14 protein-coding genes (1 of these 14 running past the window's edge) are annotated in these 19,268 nt (G+C 64.3%); 5 read left to right on the plus strand and 9 right to left on the minus strand.

Features of this window, described 5'->3' with window-relative positions; all coding sequences use genetic code 11:
- Positions 1-1,346 carry the 3' portion of a DEAD/DEAH box helicase gene (locus A8950_RS18205; RefSeq protein WP_133615118.1) on the plus strand. The gene continues 385 nt to the left of window position 1, outside the view, so the window shows 1,346 of its 1,731 coding nt (coding positions 386-1,731); its start codon lies off the left edge, out of view; it ends in the stop codon at positions 1,344-1,346.
- 3 nt (positions 1,347-1,349) lie between these two features.
- Here the strand turns inward: A8950_RS18205 and A8950_RS18210 are convergent, their stop codons facing one another.
- The 8 genes from A8950_RS18210 to sucC form a co-directional block, all read right to left on the minus strand.
- Entirely contained in the window at positions 1,350-2,984 is a 1,635-nt protein-coding gene (locus A8950_RS18210) for a Na/Pi cotransporter family protein (protein ID WP_208109929.1), read from the minus strand.
- Between the two features lie 89 nt (positions 2,985-3,073).
- Entirely contained in the window at positions 3,074-4,816 is a 1,743-nt protein-coding gene (locus tag A8950_RS18215; RefSeq protein WP_133615119.1) for a putative 2-aminoethylphosphonate ABC transporter permease subunit, read from the minus strand.
- Entirely contained in the window at positions 4,809-5,894 is a 1,086-nt protein-coding gene (locus tag A8950_RS18220; protein WP_133615120.1) for a putative 2-aminoethylphosphonate ABC transporter ATP-binding protein, read from the minus strand. The genes A8950_RS18215 and A8950_RS18220 overlap by 8 nt, the downstream gene beginning before the upstream one ends.
- Before the next feature lie 222 nt (positions 5,895-6,116).
- Positions 6,117-7,181, minus strand: coding sequence for a putative 2-aminoethylphosphonate ABC transporter substrate-binding protein (locus tag A8950_RS18225; RefSeq protein WP_133615121.1), 1,065 nt, complete (start codon positions 7,179-7,181; stop codon positions 6,117-6,119).
- Positions 7,182-7,462: 281 nt separating this feature from the next.
- On the minus strand, positions 7,463-8,965 hold the full coding sequence (locus A8950_RS18230) for a leucyl aminopeptidase (RefSeq protein WP_133615122.1): 1,503 nt from the start codon (positions 8,963-8,965) through the stop codon (positions 7,463-7,465).
- A 110-nt stretch (positions 8,966-9,075) separates the two neighbouring features.
- Complete coding sequence (locus tag A8950_RS18235; protein ID WP_166645267.1) at positions 9,076-12,183, minus strand: phosphoenolpyruvate carboxylase; 3,108 nt, start codon at positions 12,181-12,183, stop codon at positions 9,076-9,078.
- 153 nt (positions 12,184-12,336) lie between these two features.
- Positions 12,337-13,209 (minus strand): succinate--CoA ligase subunit alpha, encoded by an 873-nt coding sequence (gene sucD / locus A8950_RS18240; RefSeq protein WP_133615124.1) that lies wholly within the window; start codon positions 13,207-13,209, stop codon positions 12,337-12,339.
- A 3-nt stretch (positions 13,210-13,212) separates the two neighbouring features.
- Positions 13,213-14,406 (minus strand): ADP-forming succinate--CoA ligase subunit beta, encoded by a 1,194-nt coding sequence (gene sucC / locus A8950_RS18245; protein ID WP_133615125.1) that lies wholly within the window; start codon positions 14,404-14,406, stop codon positions 13,213-13,215.
- Between the two features lie 430 nt (positions 14,407-14,836).
- Between sucC and A8950_RS18250 the strand changes: the two genes are divergently transcribed.
- Entirely contained in the window at positions 14,837-15,382 is a 546-nt protein-coding gene (locus A8950_RS18250; protein ID WP_243735701.1) for a CHAP domain-containing protein, read from the plus strand.
- Between the two features lie 3 nt (positions 15,383-15,385).
- Here A8950_RS18250 and A8950_RS18255 read toward each other — a convergent pair whose 3' ends face one another.
- Positions 15,386-16,468: an NAD-dependent epimerase/dehydratase family protein gene (locus A8950_RS18255; protein ID WP_243735702.1), complete on the minus strand. Its 1,083-nt coding sequence runs from the start codon at positions 16,466-16,468 to the stop codon at positions 15,386-15,388.
- Between the two features lie 28 nt (positions 16,469-16,496).
- On the opposite strand from A8950_RS18255, the gene A8950_RS18260 reads away from it, so the two are divergent.
- The 3 genes from A8950_RS18260 (at position 16,497) to A8950_RS18270 (ending at position 19,265) form a co-directional block, all read left to right on the plus strand.
- Positions 16,497-17,069 (plus strand): ABC transporter substrate-binding protein, encoded by a 573-nt coding sequence (locus A8950_RS18260; protein WP_133615127.1) that lies wholly within the window; start codon positions 16,497-16,499, stop codon positions 17,067-17,069.
- Positions 17,070-17,223: 154 nt separating this feature from the next.
- On the plus strand, positions 17,224-17,592 hold the full coding sequence (locus A8950_RS18265; RefSeq protein ID WP_133615128.1) for a copper resistance CopC family protein: 369 nt from the start codon (positions 17,224-17,226) through the stop codon (positions 17,590-17,592).
- 11 nt (positions 17,593-17,603) lie between these two features.
- Positions 17,604-19,265 (plus strand): copper resistance D family protein, encoded by a 1,662-nt coding sequence (locus A8950_RS18270; RefSeq protein ID WP_133615129.1) that lies wholly within the window; start codon positions 17,604-17,606, stop codon positions 19,263-19,265.
- Positions 19,266-19,268 lie beyond the last annotated feature (3 nt).

Consider the following 19,268-nt stretch of genomic DNA (forward strand, 5'->3'; position numbering starts at 1 on the left):
CGCCGGGACGCCTGCTCGACCTGTTCGACCGCGGCAAGATCCTGCTGATCGACACCAAGATCCTGGTGATCGACGAGGCCGACCGCATGCTGGACATGGGCTTCATCCCGGATGTCGAGCGAATCGTCAGCCTGTTGCCCAAAATCCGTCAGACCCTGTTCTTCTCGGCCACCATGGCGCCGGAAATCCGCCGCCTGTCGGATGCGTTCCTGATGAACCCGAAGGAGATCACCGTCTCGGCCCCCGCCACCACGGCGACGACGGTGACCCAGGGTCTCGCCGTCATCGACGAAATGGACAAGCGCGAAGCCCTGCGCCGGTTGATTCGCGCCGAGAATGTCGACAACGCGCTGATCTTCTGCAACCGCAAGGTCGACGTCGACATCCTCTACAAATCGCTGACCAAGCACGGCTTCAAGGCGGTGCGCCTGCATGGCGACATGGTGCAATCGGCCCGCGCCGACACGCTGGCTGCCTTCAAGCGCGGCGAGGCCTCGCTCATGGTCTGTTCGGATGTCGCGGCGCGCGGCATCGACATTGCCGGCCTTACCCATGTCTTCAACTTCGACACGCCGATCCATGCCGAGGATTACGTGCACCGGATCGGCCGCACCGGTCGCGCCGGCCGCGAGGGGCGCGCCTTCACCTTCGCAACGCCCTATGACGGCAAGCATGTGGCCGCCATCCAGAAGCTGATCGGCAAGGACATCCCCCTCGTGACCATCGAGGGCTTCGAGAACCTGCCCTTTGCCGAAGGCGACGGGCGTGGCCGGAATCGCGGCCGCGGTGGCCGCGCCAGCCCACGCGATTCCGGTCGCCGCGGCAGCAGCCGCCGGGCAGAGCCCGCGCACGATGCGGTGACGCCGGCGCCGACCGATACCACCGCCGAAACGGCGACGGCGGATGCCGGCGCCAAGCCGACGCGCAGCCGGCGCCGCGGCCGCGGCAACAAGGCGGCACCAGCTGCGCCGGCGGTCGTCGAGGCCATCATCGACGCCGCGATTCCGCACCCCAGCGAGCAATTGCATCGCCACGACCTTCTCGAGGCCAGCACCGCCCTGCCCGCGCTCGCCGACAAGACGGGCCTGACCGAGCCGGCCAGCCTCGGCGACAAGGCTGGCGATCTGCGGCCGGAAGGCCGCGAGAAACCGGCCCGGCAATCCGCCCCGGCTCCAATGTCACCCGTGCAGCCGCACGACAACCGGCATCAGCGACGCGCCGCGTCGAAGGCGTCGGGCGAGGAGGAAGCGGATCTGGTCGCCGGCCACGGCTTTGGCGACCACCTGCCGGCCTTCCTGCGCCGCCCGGTGCGCCTGCCCGCCGGCGATCGTCGCAGCGCCAAATAGCGCCTATTTCAACCGCGTCGGGCTGAGTTCGCCGGCCGCTTCCAGGATTGGCTGGGCAACGATGGCAAGATGCGAGTTGATGCGCTTCAGATCGCGCAAAATATCGAGATGGAGCGAACTGGTCTGCATGCTGTCGATGCGGCCGGAGCGCAACCGCGCCAGGTGATTCTCGGCCGCGATCCGCTCCATCTCGCGGAAGATCTGCTTCTCGGCGAATAGCTGCCGCGCCAGCTTGAGATCGCCCGACATGAAGACATTCATGGCAAGTTCGAGATTGTGCGTCAGCCGCTCATGGATGTCGTTGAGTTCCCGGTTTCCCTCGGGCGAAAACTTCAGCTGATACTTCACCTTCTTGGCGGCGAGTTCCATCAGGTTCTTGTCGACGATGTCGCCGATATGCTCGAGATTGGTGATGAAGGTGATGAGATCGACGACGCGCTTCTGATCGGCCGGATCCATCAATTCGCGGCTGACCCGTGTCAGATAGAGTTTGATCGCCTCATTGAGCCGGTCAACCTGGGTATCGAGATCGCTCACCTGCTTGAGCATGCGTCGATCGTCGGTGCGGAAGACGTCAAGCGACTGGCGCAGCATCTGGCCGACGAGGTCGCCCATGCGCAGCGCCTCGCGCCCGGCATTGGCGAGCGCCACGATCGGCTGGTCACCCGGTTCCTGCGAAATATAACGCGGCTTGCCCGGATCGTCGCTCGCCGGCTGATCCGGCAGGAGTCGCGCCGTCAGTCGTGCGACCGGGCCGATGAAACCGATGAAGGCCAGGGCAAGTACCAGATTGAAGGCGACGTGGAAGTTGAGGGCCTGGCGTGCCGGATCGCTCTCGATCATGGCGACATAGGGCTGCACGAGGCCGATCAGCGGCACCGCAACGGCGACGCCGATTGCTCGGAACACCAGGTTGCCGACGGGCACCCGCCGCGCCTCCGGCGGCTCGCCCGACGTCGCCAGGATCGGCATCACGGCGCTGCCGAGATTGGCACCGAGCACCAGCGCGAAGCCGAGATCGATCGGCACCATGTTCTGCGCCATGAAACTGACCACGAGCAGCACCACGGCCAGGCTGGAGGTCGAAAGCACGGTCAGCACCGCCCCGATGATGACACCGAAGACGGGTGCGTCGCTCATCACCCGGAGGGCCAGCGGCAGCAATGGCGCATCCCGTATCGGCTCGGCCGCCAGGGTGATCAGATGCAGGCCGAGCAAGGCAATGCCGAGGCCGACGATCGCGCGGCCCAGATCCCGCACCTTGGAATCCTCGAACTTGTTGAACATCACCCAGCCGGCGATGATGAGAAGCGGCGAAATCCAGTCGACCTTCAACGAATAGGCCTGGGCGACCAGGCTGGTGCCGAGATCGGCACCCAGCATCACCGCCAGCGCACCGGCCGTAGTCACCAGCTTGCGTGACGCGAAACTGGCCGAGAGCAGCGCCGTGGCGCTCGAGGATTGCAGCAGGCAGGTGATTCCAAGCCCGGACAGGAATGCCGAGAAGCGATTCCCGGTGGCCCGGCTGAGGCTTTGCCGGAGCTGCGCCCCATAGGCACGAAGAATGCCGGTGCGGACCATGCGCAAGCCCCACAAAAGCAGGGCTGCAGCGCCAAAGAGATGAAGCAGGAAGATCATGCCGGCCAGAATCCCGACTCGGGTGTTGTCATTAAACTGTAACATAGCGGACGGATTCCGGCCGAAATCGACCGGAACCGACCGTTATATCAGCGCCGGCGCCAGGCCTGGGTGCGGCGTTGCATCCGACGCACCAGGAGTGAATGCAGGCCCTTCAGGACGGCCGAGGTGGCCACGATCACCATGCCCATGGCGCAAGCCGACGCGGTATTGCCGGCATCCTCGGTGTTGATGGCGTTGATCGACATCAGCTTGGAATTGGCGGAATAGATGAAGATGACGGCCGACACGGTGGTCATCGCATTGACGAACAGATAGATGCTGATGTCCAGGATGGCCGGCAGGCAGACCGGTACCGTCACGCGCCAGAAAGTCCGGTAGAGCGGCACCTTGAGCGAGGCAGAGACGGCCTCGAACTCGGCATCCACCTGCTTCAATGCCGTCACCGCGGTTAGATGGCAGACGGTGTAGAAGTGACAGATGGTGTTCACCACCAGGATGACCATCGTGTTGTAGATGAATCCCAGCGGATTGCCCGATGCATTGAAGAAGAAGATATAGGCAAGGCCGAGCACGATTCCGGGCACGGCCAGCGGCACCATGGCGAGAAGATGCAGCGAGGCGCGCAGCCCCTTGGCGCCCCGGCTCTTCTCGGTGAGGTAGGCACCCGTGAAGACGATCGCCGTGCCGATGATCGCCACCATGGCGGCCATGCGCAGGCTGTTGAAATACGGCCCCCAGCCGTCGGTCCCCAAGCGCGTGAAATCATACCACTTGAGCGTCGGCGCCAGGTTGTAGGGCCAGAAGGTGATGATAGAGCCGACAAAGGCCATACCGAGGATCAGCAGCAGCAACGCGGCGATGACGCTTGAGATGATCAGGAAGGTGCGGTCGATCACCGGGCGTGGCTGCGGCTGGAAGGGCACGGCCCGCGCCGACAGCAGCGCAACCTGCTTGCGCTGCACGATGCGGTCGACGGTAAAGGAGATCACCGCCGGGAACAGCAGCAGCAGGCCGACGACGGCCCCCATCTGGAAATTGAACTGGCCGATCACCTGGCGATAGACGTCGGTCGCCAGCACGTTGTAGGAGCCGCCGATCACCTTGGGCACGCCGAAATCGGTGAAGATCAAGGTAAAGACCACCATGCCGGCGCTGATCAGGCCATAGCGGCAGCCGGGCAGCGTTACCGTCATGAAAATACGGAAGGGGCTGGCGCGCAGGGAATCCGCCGCCTCGTACAAGCGCTGGTCGGCCACCGACAATGCCGTAACCAGGATGATGAGGGCGTGGGGAAAGGCGAAGAAGACCTCGCCGATGATGATTCCGATGGGGCCGTAGATGTCGTGGCCCATCAGCAGACCCTTGAATATGCCCTGGTTGCCGAAGAGATAGATGAGGGCAAGGCCGGGCAACAGGGACGGCGCCAGCAGCGGGACCAGTGCCACTGCCCGTAACAGGCCGCGCAAGGCCATGCAGGTCCGCGTCAGAGCATAGGCATAGAGAAAGGCGAGGAAGATGGTAATGACGGTGCCGATGAGTGAGACCGTCACGGTGTTGACGATCGACTGGGTCAGGGCCGGGTCGGCAAAGTAGCGTGCAAAATTGGCAAGGCCGATGAAATTGCCGTCCTTGTCTTCGGCGCTCTTGATCAGCAGCGTGTAGAGCGGCAGAACCAGCGTGACCACGAAATAGGCGGCCAGCAGCGCAATGGCGCCGCGCATCACCCAGTCCTCGCCGCTGGCTCGCGGCCGGATGCGCGGCGGCTGGCCGCCAGCCGGATCCACCTTCCCGGTCAGCGCCACGGCCGGCGCCAGCGTCGCGTCAGACATGGGCGTCGCCCCGGAACAGTCGCAGACGGTCCGCCGGCAGTGCGATCAGGATTTCCTGGCCCGGCTCGAGCGACAGGTCGCGCATGGCATTGATGGAAAAATCGGCCTTCAGATGCCGCCCACCATTGACCACAAGTTCGGCGCGACAGAAGGAACCGAGGAATTCCATATGGTCGATGGTGGCCTTCAGCGAATTGTCCTGGCCGGGAATCACGTTGCGGATCTGGATATCCTCGGGACGGACACACAATGTTGCCGTTGCGTCCTGATTACCGTTGACCGGCGCCGTGAACTCGAACGATCCGAAGCGCACACGGTCTGCCGCGACCCGCTCGACCGGCAGGAAATTCATGTGCCCGACGAAATCCGCGACAAAGGCGGAGCCGGGATGGCGATAGATGTCGAGCGGCGTTCCAACCTGCTCGATGACGCCGTGATTCATGACGACGATACGGTCGGCGATGGCCAGCGCCTCCTCCTGGTCATGCGTGACCATGATGGTCGTGACCTTGAGCTTGCGCTGCAATTCCTTGAGTTCGCTGCGGAGGTGCTGGCGTACGCGCGCATCAAGGGCCGAAAGCGGCTCGTCCAGCAGCAGCAGGCCGGGCGACATGGCCAGGGCGCGCGCCAGCGCGACGCGCTGCTGCTGGCCGCCCGACAACTGGCTGGGAAATTTCTGTTCCTGGCCGCCAAGCCCGACAAGCGTCAGCAACTCGCGCACGCGCCCCTCGACCTCGGCCTTGGGCCGCCGCGTGCTGACCAGGCCATAGGCGACATTGTCGGCGACGCTGAGATTGGGAAACAGCGCATAGGATTGGAACACGATGCCGAAATCGCGCTGAGATGGCGGCAGGGCGGAAATATCGCGGCCACCCTGGAAGATCCGGCCGGAGGTCTGAATGTCGAGCCCGGCGATCGCCCGCAGCAATGTGGTCTTGCCGCAACCCGACGGGCCCAGGAAGCACACGAACTCGCCGGCATAGATTTCCAGCGTGACGTTCGTCAGCGCCTCGAAAGTGCCGAAAGACTTGCTGACATGGTCTATGCGCAGATAGGCGTCGCCCTGATTGATCGACATTCATTCCCCCAGGTGGAAACCGACAAAGACAGAGTCAAACTACCGGATTTGGGTCGAACAACTGGAACCAACTGGAATTGGCAGACGCGCCAGCAGCATCTCAGGCGCCGGCCGGCCAGCATGATTCAGGCCGTCAGTCGGTTTTGCCAAATTTGATCCGAGCCGCAAACGAAGAGACGGCACCGCCCGGGCCGGGCGGTGCCGTGATCCATCGATCTGCGATCAGCTCTTCGGCTGGTCCTTGGCGCCGTAGCGCTTCTGCCACTCGGTCAGAATTGCCTCGCGGTTCGTCGCCGCCCACTCGAAATTGTTGGGCGAGAGCAGCAATTCACCCTCGTTGGCCGGGTAGTTCTCCGGCAGGACGGCATCGACGTCCTTGCGGGCGAGCACCTGGTAGGACTGGTTGTACAGCTTGTTGGCCTCGACGCTGGCGGAGAAGTCAGCAACCTTCTGTGCCGCTTCCAGCTTGTCGGTGCCCTTCATGATGGCGGTCGCTTCCATCTCCCAGCCGAGGCCCTCGGTCGGCAGGATGACTTCGAGGGGGGCGCCGTCATTGATCAGCTTGACGCCCGGATAGGAGAAGGAAATGCCAATCGGATACTCGCCGGCACCCACCGCCTTGCAGGGCTTGGAACCCGAATGGGTGTAGGAGTTCATGTTGGCATGGAGGGCGTCCATGTACTTCCAGCCCTCTTCCTCGCCGAAGATCTGCAGCCAGGCCGCGACCGAAAGGAAGCCGGTACCGGACGACCCCGGATTCGGCATCACGATGTGGCCGGCATAGATCGGATCGAGCAGGTCCTTCCAGGTTGCCGGCTTAGGCAGGCCGAGCTTCTCGGCCTCGACCGTGTTAAAGCAGATGGCCGATGCCCAGGCGTCCATGCCGACCCAGGTCGGCTTGTCGCTGCGGCGATCCTTGAAGTCGTCCTTGATCTGGTCATAGCCCTCGGGCTTGTAGCCTTCGAGCATGCCATTCTGATCGAGCACCATCAGCGAGCTGGCAGCGAGGCCCCAGACAACATCGGCCTGGCGGTTGTCCTTCTCGGCGAGCAAGCGCGCGGTAATGACGCCGGTCGAATCGCGCTGCCACTCGATCTTGATACCCGGATTAGCCGCCTCAAATGCCTCCTTGTAGGGGGGCATCTGCTCTTCCTCGATGGCGGTGTAGACCTTCACCACGACATCTTCGGCCGAAGCGGGGTGGGCGGCCAGACCGATCGCTGCGACCGAACCCAGCACCGCCATGCTCATCAGCGCCATGCGGCGCGTCAATTTTTCCATCGTCATTAGTCGCTCGTCCTTCCCTGTATATCCGGACCGCTCTGCGCGGTGGCCGGAACTTGGCGCTCTATGGCGCAACTTTGATGATGCTTCGGTTACAATTCCGCGTCATCCTTTTCTTTCTCTATGACATATATGGACAAATCCTATACGAGGCCATAGCGAAATACGTCCCGGGGCGGCGCCGTCGGAGGTGCCGAAGGCCCTCGCTGCCCGTTGGGCCGCGGCCAAATCGGTCACAATATTTCAATTCCAAGTCGGATAGGCCGGTAGGAAGGGAGAGGGCCTCAGGCGTGGCCCTCCAGCCGTGCCACGAATTCCTCCAGCAGCTGGACCGCGAACCCGGTCGCCCCCGCCGGCGCCAAGTTGCTGTCCTTGTGGCGAAATTCCTTGCCGGCGATATCCAAATGCGCCCATGGCCGGCCGTCCACGAACATCTTGAGAAGGGCGGCGGCATGGGCGGCATCGGCCGATTCCGCATCCTCGGCATGATGCTTCACATCCGCGATGCGGGATTCGAGATGGGCGTCGTAACCCTTATCGAGAGGCAACCGCCAGAGCCGCTCGTCGACCGCCTGGCCGGCCGCGACCAATTGCTGGGCAAGCCGGTCGTCGCTGGCAAAAATGCCGGCGAAGACCGATCCCAATGCCGCCATGACCGAATAGGTCAGCGTCGCCAGGTCGATCATGGCCCGAGGCTTGAAGCGTTTGGCGGTGTAATGCAGCGCGTCAATCAAGACGAGGCGCCCTTCCGCATCGGTATCCAGCATCTCGATCGTGCGACCGGCATGGGTCGTGACGATGTCGCCGGGCTTGAAGGCCCGGCCCGAGGGCATGTTCTCGACCAGGCCGACGATGCCGACCGCATGCACCTTGGCCTTGCGTTCCGCCAATGCGCGCATGACACCGACCACGGCGGCGCCGCCGGCCATGTCACCCTTCATCTCCATCATGCCATTGGGCCGCTTCAGGCAGAGACCGCCGGAATCGAAACAGACGCCCTTGCCGACAAAGGCAATCGGCCCGTCCTTGCCGGGCCGCGCCCCTTCATATTGCAGGACCAGCAACCTTGGCGGTCGCACCGAGCCCTGCCCCACCGCAAGGAGGGCATTGAGGCCGAGCTTCGCCATCTGCTTTTCGTCCAGTGCCTCGACCTTTACCCCGAGCGATTTGAGCGCCCGCATTTCGGCGACGAAGCTTTCCGGATAGAGGGCATTGGGCGGCAGATTGACGAGGTCGCGGGCGAAAGCCACGCCGGCAGCCAGTGCCGCAGTCCTGCGGGCGGCACGTTCCGCCGCCGCGGGCTTGGCAACCACGAGGTCGAGCCCGGCAATCGGGGCCGGGCGATCCTCCTTCTTCTGGGTGAGATAGCGGTCGAAGCGATAATTGCGGAGCCTGGCGCCGCCGGCGAGTTCCGCCGCCAGCCGGGCCTCGTCCAGCTTGGCGCCCCTCGGTAGGTCGAGCAGAATGGTCGCCTCGGTCTCGCGCTCGGACAGGAGGTGGGCAACAAGTGCCCCGCCGCATTCGCGCGCGACGTGAAAGGTCAGTTCCTTGACGGGGCCCAATCCGAGCAGCAGCAGTCGCCGTGCCGATACCCCGGCCGGTGCCACGAGATCCAGCACCTCGCCCTTCTTGCCTTTGAAGCGCGGTGCGGCCAGGGCGCGCCCGATTGCGCCGCCCGAGATGCGGTCGATTTCGCTCCCGCGGGCGCCCAGCTTGCGCTCCTCCCCCACCAGCAGCACCAGGACCGGCGCGCCGGCGCCTGCCTTCGCGACAAAGGCGACCTTCATGTTCCCCCCCAACGGACAGTTGCCAGTCCAGCATTAGCACGAAGGGGGGCCGGCCGGGCAAGAGCCAGCCGGGCAAACCGGCCGCATGTGGTCGCGCGGCCGGCGCGGGATCAGCCCATGGCGCCGATGGTGTGGATGATGCCGGAACTCAGGCGCCGCACCAGGGTATAGAGCCCGGCGATCGGCCCGAATATGACCTGGTGCTCGCGCTCGTAGGTCTGGCTCCAGTCGCCGACATAGGTCGCGGTCTCGCCGAAGTCGCCCTCGAAGCGGGTCTGCTCGACTTTCGGAAAGATCGACATCAGCTTGCGCATGGCGTCGTCGATCTCGAGATGGAAGATCTTCGAGATCAGTTGCGCGCGGGTGATGTTGTGCTGGTCCGAGAAGTCGGGAACATGCGCGCTAAGCGTGAAGATGCGCATGATGAGGGCAATGCGCAGGCCGTGCATCAGGCGCAGATTCTGGCGTGCCGCCTCGTCGATCTTCGGCGTCGGCAGGCCGACCAGGGCCAATCCCTCGCGCAGGTCGAGCATGTCGCGCTGGAACGTCCGATAGATCCGGGCCAGCTGTTCATAGATCCGCTCTTCCTCGAGATGCTCGGCGACATGGCGCAGTTCGGCCGCCCGTTCGGCGTCCTTGGCCTGATAGGCGCGGGACAGCCATTGGCCGGGGTCGAACAGATCGACATAACATTTGAAGGCCTCGAGATCGGTGAAGGCGAGAGCCCAATCGACCATGCCGAGCAGCCGGCGGCAGCGCGGCGAGGACTGGTAGAGCCGCTGGAACCGTTCCGGGTCGCGCGCGATCGCCTGGCCCACGCCGCCCAAAGTATTGGCGAAGAATCCCAACTGCTGCAGGATGCCGTTATGGGGAATGGCCCGCATCTGCGTCGGATGGGTGAGGTTGACGCGCTGCGCCAGCCCCTCATGCTCGCGCTTCACCGGGCGCGAGCCGCCGACGAAGAGCAGGTTGCCGCCGAATGTATCGAGCAGAGCGGCATAGGCTGTATCGTCCATCACCTCCTCGTTGAAGCGACGGATGGTGATGAAGAACTCCTTGATATAGTCCTCGTCCTGGCGGTAGGCGGGATCGGATTCCACATTCTCGGTCGGAATCGGCAGCATGTATTCGAGGATGCGCGCGACCGAGGCCAGCGCGATGTCCGGCGTGATGAAATAGAGATAGCCGTCGCCGCCCTGGAAGCTGGCCTCCTCCTTCACGCGGATTCCGGACTGGGCGAAATGCTGCCGGCTGACCGGGGAGGCGATGTATTCGAGGCGCGCCTGGAAATTCTCCGGATGGCCACCGCGGCCGATCGATTCGCCATGCGTATCGAAGATCACCAGCTCGATGTCGTCGAAGCCGCGCTGGCGCATCAGCTCGGCGAGCTTCAGGCGCAGCCATTCGACCGAGATCGCCGCCACGGTCTGGCCGAGATGGCGGCCGGCATCGGAAAAGCCGGTCTGGATGCAAAGCCGCCCGCGCGCCCGGACATAGGCGGCATAGGTCGGGTTCTGCAGGCATTCGTCGATGACACGGACGCCACGCTCGAACGCCTTGGTGGTCTCGAACAGCGGCGAAATATCGACCTTGTCGGCGACCCCGAAAAGCTTGGCGAAATAGAGGGCCGCCAGCAGGGTCAGCGGCGATTCCGTCTCGGCGATCAGGAAGCGGACCGGCACATTGGCGTCGATATATTTCAGCATCTTCGCGACGATCATGAAGAGCCGCTTGGCCGAGGTGCGTTCGGCCAGGATCGAGGCGAAGTTGATCTGGACCGGCTTGACGTCCTTCAGTAGCCGGGCCAGCGCCGCCATGTAGGAGCGCTTGCGCGCGGGATCGTCCGGCGCGGTTTCCATGTTGATGAGCTTGCGGATCGCGTTATGGATCTGCACGGCGTTGAGGCGCACATGGGTATGCGCCATACCGAGGCCGTGATTGCCGATCTCGGCCCGGAGGATGATCAGCTGCCGGCGGTGCTCCGGCTTCTCGCACAAGGAAAGCGCGCGCTCGATCAGTTCCAGCAGATGCGCGGAATCGATCAGGCGCAGTTCCCTGCCATCATGCATGCGCTTGGCAATGCGCCGCACCTCTTCCGCCCAGGCGGAGGGCGATTCGCCCTCCTTCCTGCCATTCTGGAAGACGTCGATCTCGTCCTCGGCCTCCTTGACGGCCAGCGCCAGGCGGCTTTCCAGCAGTTCCAGCAGGTTCTGGATTTCGCCCTTGCCCTTGCGACCACCGAGACCCGCGCGCAGCGATTCCACTGCGCGCATGTACCGGCGCAGTTGCAGCACCTGGATCTTCAGGCGCTTGAACAGCGTATCGCTCCACTTGATGTCGGAGCGGCCATCGAGGTCGTAGCCGACCCAGCTTGCCACCGTGACGAGACGCGGCGCCAGATTCTCCCATTCGCCCGGGTAACATTCGGCCGCCACCTCGAGCGCGATCTCGTAGGCGCGACGGATCGCATCCTGGATATTGGCGATGGCGGCGACCGACATGTCATGCTCGTAGGCAAGGTCGAGGGGCTGCGGCGGCCGGTGCTCGACGCCGCGGATATCCGCCTCGATCTTGCGCCGGCGCGCCGGAGCGAGCCTGCCGCCGCCGGCATCGCGCCCCATGCCGAGTTCGGCCAGCAGGCGAACCATTTCGTGCGACTGGCTGAAGGTGGGATGCGCCGTGATGACGATGCCGAAGAGCTCGCGCTCGACCGCCGCCTTGAAACTGGCGAACGAGATTTTCTGGCTCTTGCCCCCCTTCCCGCCCTGCGGCCGGCGCGATCCGGCGGCGAGGGCGTGAAAGGCGGCGCGCAGGCGCTGTTCATTACGCGCCGGATCGCATTCGCCGAGATAGGCGGCAAGGCGCTGAGCCCGGTGCCGGAAGGCGCCCGCCGTGAGTTCCTGAATCAGGGTTTCGACACCACCGAGGCTGAGCCCGCCCCGCTCCAGCCGCTTGCCCACCTCAAGGGCCAGCAGCTTCACGGAATTGCCGAAAGGATTGCGCTCGCGCAGGGAAGCGAGGTCGCTGAAGACCGAAGTCAGTTCCCGCTCGGCCCGTGCCGCATCAAATTTCGCATCCAAGGGGAACATGCGCGGCAGCGGTTTCAGGCCGGGCTCCAAGGGTGCCTTGCGGGCGCGGCCGTTATCCGGCTTGCGCTGGTTCGCCTTCACCCGCAGCGCCAAAGCATTCTCGCCCGCTTTTCCTGCCCGACCGGCCATATCCGTCCGCCTTCCACCCTGCTGTTGTCTGCGTTGCAATCGATGAGCCCGGCATTGGTGCCGACCGGCCAAGCCTAAACGCTCGACCGGCCGGCGCCAAAGCATTTTGTGCGGCGCAGCATGGAAGCGCCGGTTCCTGTTCCGCTTGCGACCTCAGCCGAGGGCGGCGCGGACGGTCTCGCCCAGTTCCGCCGGCGAAGGTGCGATTTGGATGCCGGCAGATCGCAATGCCTCGATCTTCTCGGCCGCACTTTCGCCGCCGCCAGAGACGATCGCCCCCGCATGACCCATGCGGCGACCGGCCGGCGCCGCCTTGCCGGCGATGAAACCGACCACCGGCTTCTTGCGCTTCTCGCGCCGCAGGAATTCGGCGCCATCGATTTCCGGCGTGCCGCCGATCTCGCCGATCATGATGATGGCCTCGGTCTCGTCATCGCCGAGGAACAGTTCCAGGATGTCGACGAAGCTGGAACCGTTAACGGGATCGCCGCCGATACCGACGACGGTCGACTGGCCGAGCCCCGCCGCGGTCGTCTGCGTCGCCGCTTCGTAGGACAGCGTGCCGGAACGCGAGACAATGCCGACACGGCCCGGCTTGTGAACGTAACCCGGCATGATGCCCATCTTGCATTGCGCCGGCGTGATGATGCCCGGGCAATTGGGGCCGATCACCCGCGACCTGGTGCCTTTCAGCTCCTTGCGGACCCGCGCCATGTCGTGGACAGGGATCCCGTCCGTGATGGCGACGATAGTTTCGATGCCGGCATCGATCGCCTCCATGATGGAATCCATGGCATAGATCGGCGGCACATAGATCATGGTCGCATTGGCGCCGGTCTTCTCGCGCGCTTCGTGCACGGTATCGAAGACCGGTCGGTCGAGATGCCGCGTCGCGCCCTTCCCCGGCGTCACGCCGCCCACCAGATTGGTGCCGTATTCCAGCGCCTGCTGCGAATGGAAGGTGCCCTGCGTCCCGGTGAAGCCCTGGCAGATGACCTTGGTATCGCGGTTGACCAGAATGGACATGGCTCAAACCCTCCCTTGACCTGCTGCAACCACCTTGCCGCTGGTGGCGGCGACGATCTTCTGCGCGGCATCGGCCAGCGTCGTCGCGGTGATGATCGGCAGACCGGACTTCTGCAGGATCTCGCGGCCAAGTTCGACATTGGTGCCTTCGAGGCGCACCACAAGCGGGCGGTCGAGCCCGACCTCGCGCGCCGCCCCCACAATTCCCTCGGCGATGGAATTGCAGCGCATCATGCCGCCGAAGACGTTGACCAGGATGCCGCGCACACCGGGATCGTTGAAGATCAGCTTGAAGGCGCAGGCGACACGTTCCTTGGTGGCGGCGCCAGCGATATCCATAAAATTCGCCGGTTGTCCGCCATAGTGCTGGATGATGTCCATGGTCGCCATGGCGAGGCCGGCGCCGTTGACCATGCAGCCGATATCGCCGTCGAGCTTGACATAGTTGAGGTCGTGGCGGGCGGCCTCCAGTTCCAGCGGATCGACCTCGTTGTCGTCGCGCAGATCCTGGATGTCACTGTGGCGAAACAGGGCGTTGTCGTCGAACACCATCTTGCAATCAAGCGCCACCAGGCGACCGACGCCGGTTACGACCAGCGGGTTGATCTCGATCATCACCGCATCGAGGCTGCGGAATGCCTTGTTCACCGCCATGGCGAGACGCACGAATTTGTGGACCTCGCGCTCCTTGAGGCCGAGGGCGAAAGCGACCCGGCGCGCCTGGAATGCGCGCATCGGCGTCGCCGGCGGCATGTCGAGGCGGATGATCTTGTCGGGATGGCTGGCCGCCACCTCCTCGATATCCATGCCTCCTTCGGTCGAGGCGATCAGGGTAACACCGCCGGTCGTGCGGTTGATGAGCTGGGCCACATAGAGCTCGCGCGCGATGTCGCTCGCCTGCTCGATATAGACCTTGCGTACCAGGCGCCCCTCGGGGCCGGTCTGGTGTGTGACCAGCTTCATGCCGAGCATCTGGTCGGCGGTCGCCGTCACTTCCTTGATCGAGCGGCAGACCTTGACGCCGCCTGCCTTGCCGCGCCCCCCGGCATGGATCTGGGCCTTAACCACCCAGACCGGGCCGTCGAGTTCCTCGGCCACCGATTCAGCCTCGGCCGGATTGTGCGCGACATCGCCGCGCGGCACCGGCACACCGAAGCGTCGCAACAGCTGTTTCGCCTGGTATTCATGAATGTTCATGGCCGCCACTCCCCTTAAGGACTTTTTCGTCAGGTGATGTAGCGAGGATGAGTTGTGCAGGCCGCCAGCCGGACGAAATGGTCCTGACGGCGCAAAAGCGCAACCAAACTCGGCTGTCATGAAGGGCTGCGTACAGCAGGGCGATCGACCAAGCGGCCGGGCTTTACCCGACCCCCGCGCCCGGCATGCGATCACTCTGGTCGCATGGACGGATGACGACTTATATTCTTGTCCCGCCGTTCAACAATATGCGGGCTTGTCCGGTCGTTCGTCCGGGCGCGTCACCGCTGCCCATCCCCATCTTAGCCGCGACACGCCTTGTCACTGTCTCAATTTCGACTAGCATGGCAGAGAAAGCGTCACGAGTCGATCAAGCGCAGGAAACATGCGGAATCAGGCGATAACCAAGCGCTGCAGATGGCGCCTGTCGGTGTTAGCGCTGACAGCGCTGGGGGCGGCCGGTTGCGGTCCGACGCTTGAGCCGCCGCAAGTCGAGCCGCGCTATTCGGGTGTCTTCCTCGACATCACGGGACCGAATCCTAGCAGGCCGACCTTCCTTTATGACGGCGCGCAATGCGTCCCCTATGCCCGGCTGGTTTCCGGCATCGAACTATACGGCGACGCGTATAGCTGGTGGGACGGCGCCGCCGGACGCTATCAGCGCGGCCCACTGCCGGCGCCCGGTGCGGTGCTGGTGCTGAGCCAGACCGACCGGCTGCGCAGCGGCCATGTCGCCGTCGTGTCGCAGGTGCTCAATTCACGCGAGATCCTAGTAAGCCACGCCAACTGGATTCCCGGCCAGGTACTCGAGAACCAAGCCGTATTCGATGCTTCGCCCAACAACGACTGGACCATGCCCCGCTTCTACAACCTTGAGCACCAGGTCTATGGCAGCATCTACCCGGCCCACGGATTCATCTATAACGTCGCCGCCCAGGGCAGCCTGCCGCCGCTGGTGTCGGGCCTAACCCCCTGACATTCACCAGAGCGGCTGCTGCGGCAGCCGCGTCAGCAGGCCGCGCTGCGCCAGATCGCGGATCGTATCGACCAGAGACTTCTCCAGCGGCCGGCATTGCCAATGCAACTCGGCCCGCGCCTTGCGGCAGTCAAACGCCATCGAGGAGCGCGCAAGGCGGACGCCCGTCAGCGGTGCCAGCGGCGGCGCTTTCGTCAGATTGGCGATGCCTTCGCTGACCAGCGCGGAGAAATAGGCGAGCCAATACGGCACACGTCGTTTCGCCATCGCCTGGCCGGTAAGGCGCTCCAGTACCCGCAGCAGATCGCCGAGATTAACGTTCTCGTGGCCGAGGATGTAGCGCTCGCCGATCCTGCCATGTTCGGCGGCCAGCAGATGCCCCATCGCGGCATCGCGCGCATCCACCAGGTTGAAGTCGCAATCGAGATAGGCCGGCGTGGTGCCGTTCAAAAAGCCGAGCAGCATCCTGGTGGGTGGCGTCAAGGTAAGGTCGCCCGGCCCGATCGGCATGGTCGGATTGACGATCACCACCGGCAGGCCGGATTGCGCCGCCTCGCTTGCCGCACGCTCGGCACGGAACTTCGAGCGGCAATAGGGACCGGGTACGTCCTCCTCGCCATGCGCCACTCTCTCGTCTATGAGGGCCGATCGCGAAGTCCGCGGGGCGTTGATGTTCTTGAGGATCGATTCCGTCGAGGTATAGACGAAACGCGCAATCCCGGCATCGGCGGCCGCTTCGAGCACACGCATGGTGCCCTCATAGTTCACTTCGTCAAACGTCCTCGGATCCGGTGCCCATAGATTGGGATTGGCAGCAAGGTGAAAAACCAGGTCGACCTCGCGGCAGGCCCGGTTGAGCGCCGCCCGGTCACGGATCGAACCCTGGCGCAATTCGACCCCAGGCGGCGGCGGCTCGGCCGCGCGCGGCCAGTCGGCAAGATCCAGGACACGCACCCGGTCGCCCCGCGCGGCAAGCAGCGAGACGAGATGTCGGCCGATGAAGCCGCAGCCGCCTGTCACCAGGACAAGGCGCCCGTCCGATCCCTGCTGTGCCGGATGTTCGATCGGATGTTCCATCTGTGCCATGCTGTTCCAAACATGCTAGGGCTGATGGATGCGCGGCATCCTGACTATCCTCAGCCTTGTCCTTTTCCTGAGCCCGCTCTCCGGCGCTGTCGCAGCCCGGGCAGACGCGGCAAGCTATATTCGCCACCTGTTCGACGCAACCATCTCGGCGCCAGACGGTGCAGAAGCCTGCAGCTATTTCACACCGCTCGGCCGTTTCGCCGCCGGCCAGCATTGGCGCGGTTTCGATGCCGGCGCGCGCGCCGCATTTGCCGGTGGTTTCTGCGAACTGGCGGCGGTTGCCCTAACCCGCTTGCGGCGGCTTTATCCGGATCTCGCCCTTTCGGTCATCGATACCCATGTCCAACCGTCGCGGAATGACGGCCCAAGGATGGCCTGGGTCCGCTCGTCGGTTCGGGCCGGCGGCAAGGATTGGCCGGTGGATTGGCAGGTTGCCGATCCGTCCGGCGCAGCCCATCTGGCCGACATGAAGGTGCTGGGCGTGTCTCTTGCCATCATGCTGCGGGGACTGGCGGCCCGGGTGCCGGCTAACGCACCGGCCGACATTCTGCGTCCATGGCAGCGCGCACTTGATCTCGCCCTGCCCGATCGGCACCCCTGATCGGCGCGGCAAACCGTCATCCGGTCGTGATCCGGGCATCACTCGGCGGTCATCCCGATGACCCCTGGCAACCCGGCGCCTGATGACTTGGCAATCCGGCTCTGCTACAAACCGCCGCTGACAGAACGGTGGGACGTGAAGCTAAGATATTGAGATGCGGCAGAAAAGTTTAAGGAATATTATCCTTTTCCTGATCCTCTCGGTCGCTGCGGGCGTTCCACAGGCCTCGGCTCATGCGATCATCGTGCAATCGGTTCCCGCGCGCGACGCCGTCGTAGCCGGCCCCGTGATCGAAGTGTCCCTCAGCTATAACGTCCGGATTGATGCAACCCGTTCCAGGCTTTCCCTCAGCGACCCAACCGGCGCCGAATCCCGCATCGCTATTGCGACCGACAGCGCGCCGGAAAAGCTGACCGCCACCCTGACCGATCTTGCCGCCGGCAGTTATATTCTTCATTGGCAGGTTCTGGCATCGGACGGACATATTACGCGCGGCGACATTCCGTTCACCGTGGCGCCCTGAGTACCGCCGGCGTGGAGCTGTTCCTCGATATCTTCGGCTTTCTAGCGGTGCTGCTCGCCGGTTTCGGCCGCGCGGCGCAATGCTTCTATCTGGGCGCCGTGCTGTTCCTGCTCGTTCTGGTACGCCCCCTGGCCGGTCAACTGGGCGCCGATGGCCAGGCGATCGCGGCCCTCGCCCGTCGTACCGGCATACTTGCCCTCGCCACCCTGCTGGCAATCCTTCTGATCAGCCTTTCGTCGCATGTCGTCATTCTGGCGGGAACCACCGATGGCAGCTATCTGCACGCCATGGGCGGCAGCTATGCAGTCGCCCAGCTGGCGCGCTTCGGTGCCGGCGGCCTGGCGCTCGCCATGCTGCTTTCCGGCGCCGCCACACGCACGACCGCCGGGTTTCGCCTGCTTATCCTCTGCGCGGCCGTCGACCTCCTGGCCGGCATGGCTACCAGTCACGCCGCGGCGCGGCTCGAGAACCAGGCCGTGCTCTACCTGGCCACTGGCCTGCATCATCTCGGCGCCGCCATCTGGATCGGCGGCCTGCCGGCCTTTCTTTGCAGCCTAAACCTGCTGCCGCGCGGTTCCGCCCTCGCCGCCGTGGCGCAGCGCTATTCCGCCATGTCCATGGCGGGCGTGGGCGGCATCCTTGTTTCCGGCGTCCTGATGCTGGTGTTCTATGTCGGCTCCAGCGAGGCGATGTACGGCACCGCCTATGGCATGATGCTGGGCACCAAAATCGCGCTCTTCTTGAGCCTGCTGCTGCTGGGCCTCGGCAATGCCCTGGCGGTGCGGCAGCTTGCCGGCGACGTCTTCGCCGCCCTGCCCCGCCTCAAGCGTTTCGTCGAGGTCGAGATCGGCATCGGCATCTCGATCCTGCTGGTCGCGGCCTCCATCACCTCGCTGCCGCCGGCAATCGACCTGGTCGACGGGCGCGCCACAGCCGCCGAGATATTGGAGCGGCTGGAGCCGCGCTGGCCGGCACTTGTCAGTCCCGACAAGGACAACCTTGCCTTTTATGAGGAGCTGCGCCAGCAGAGCAGCGATGACGGAATCGGCGCCAAACACCTGCAGGCCTATGTGCCGGGCGCCGGCATCCCCCTGCCGCGCAATGCCGAGGACATCGCCTGGTCGGAATACAACCATCACATCTCGGGCATTTTCGTTCTGCTGATCGGCCTCCTGGCACTAGTCGAGAAGACCGGGCGCGCGCCATGGGCCAGGCACTGGCCGCTGCTTTTCGTCGGCATGGCAGGTTTTCTGTTCCTGCGCTCGGAAGCGGAAGGATGGCCATTCGGCGCGCTGTCGCTTAGCGAGAGTCTGCGCGACCCGGAATACGTCCAGCACAAGATGTTCATGGTGCTGATGTGCGCCTTTGCTTTGTTCGAATGGAGTGTGCGGGCGGGCATGCTCACGCGGCGTTGGGCGAGCTATGTCTTCCCGCTTCTGTCGGCGGTCGGCGGCACCATGCTGCTGACCCATTCGCATTCGATCGCCAATGTGAAGGAATTGCTGCTGCTGGAGATGTCTCACCTGCCGATTGCGGTGCTGGGCATCTGGGCCGCCTGGGCGCGCTGGCTGGAACTCCGGCTTGACGGTACGATCCAGCGCGTCGGCGGCTGGGCATGGCCCGTTCTGGTGGCCCTCGTCGGCACCATCCTCCTGCTCTATCGAGAGATCTGAACC

The organism is Dongia mobilis, assembly GCF_004363235.1.
Taxonomy (GTDB): Bacteria; Pseudomonadota; Alphaproteobacteria; order Dongiales; family Dongiaceae; genus Dongia; species Dongia mobilis.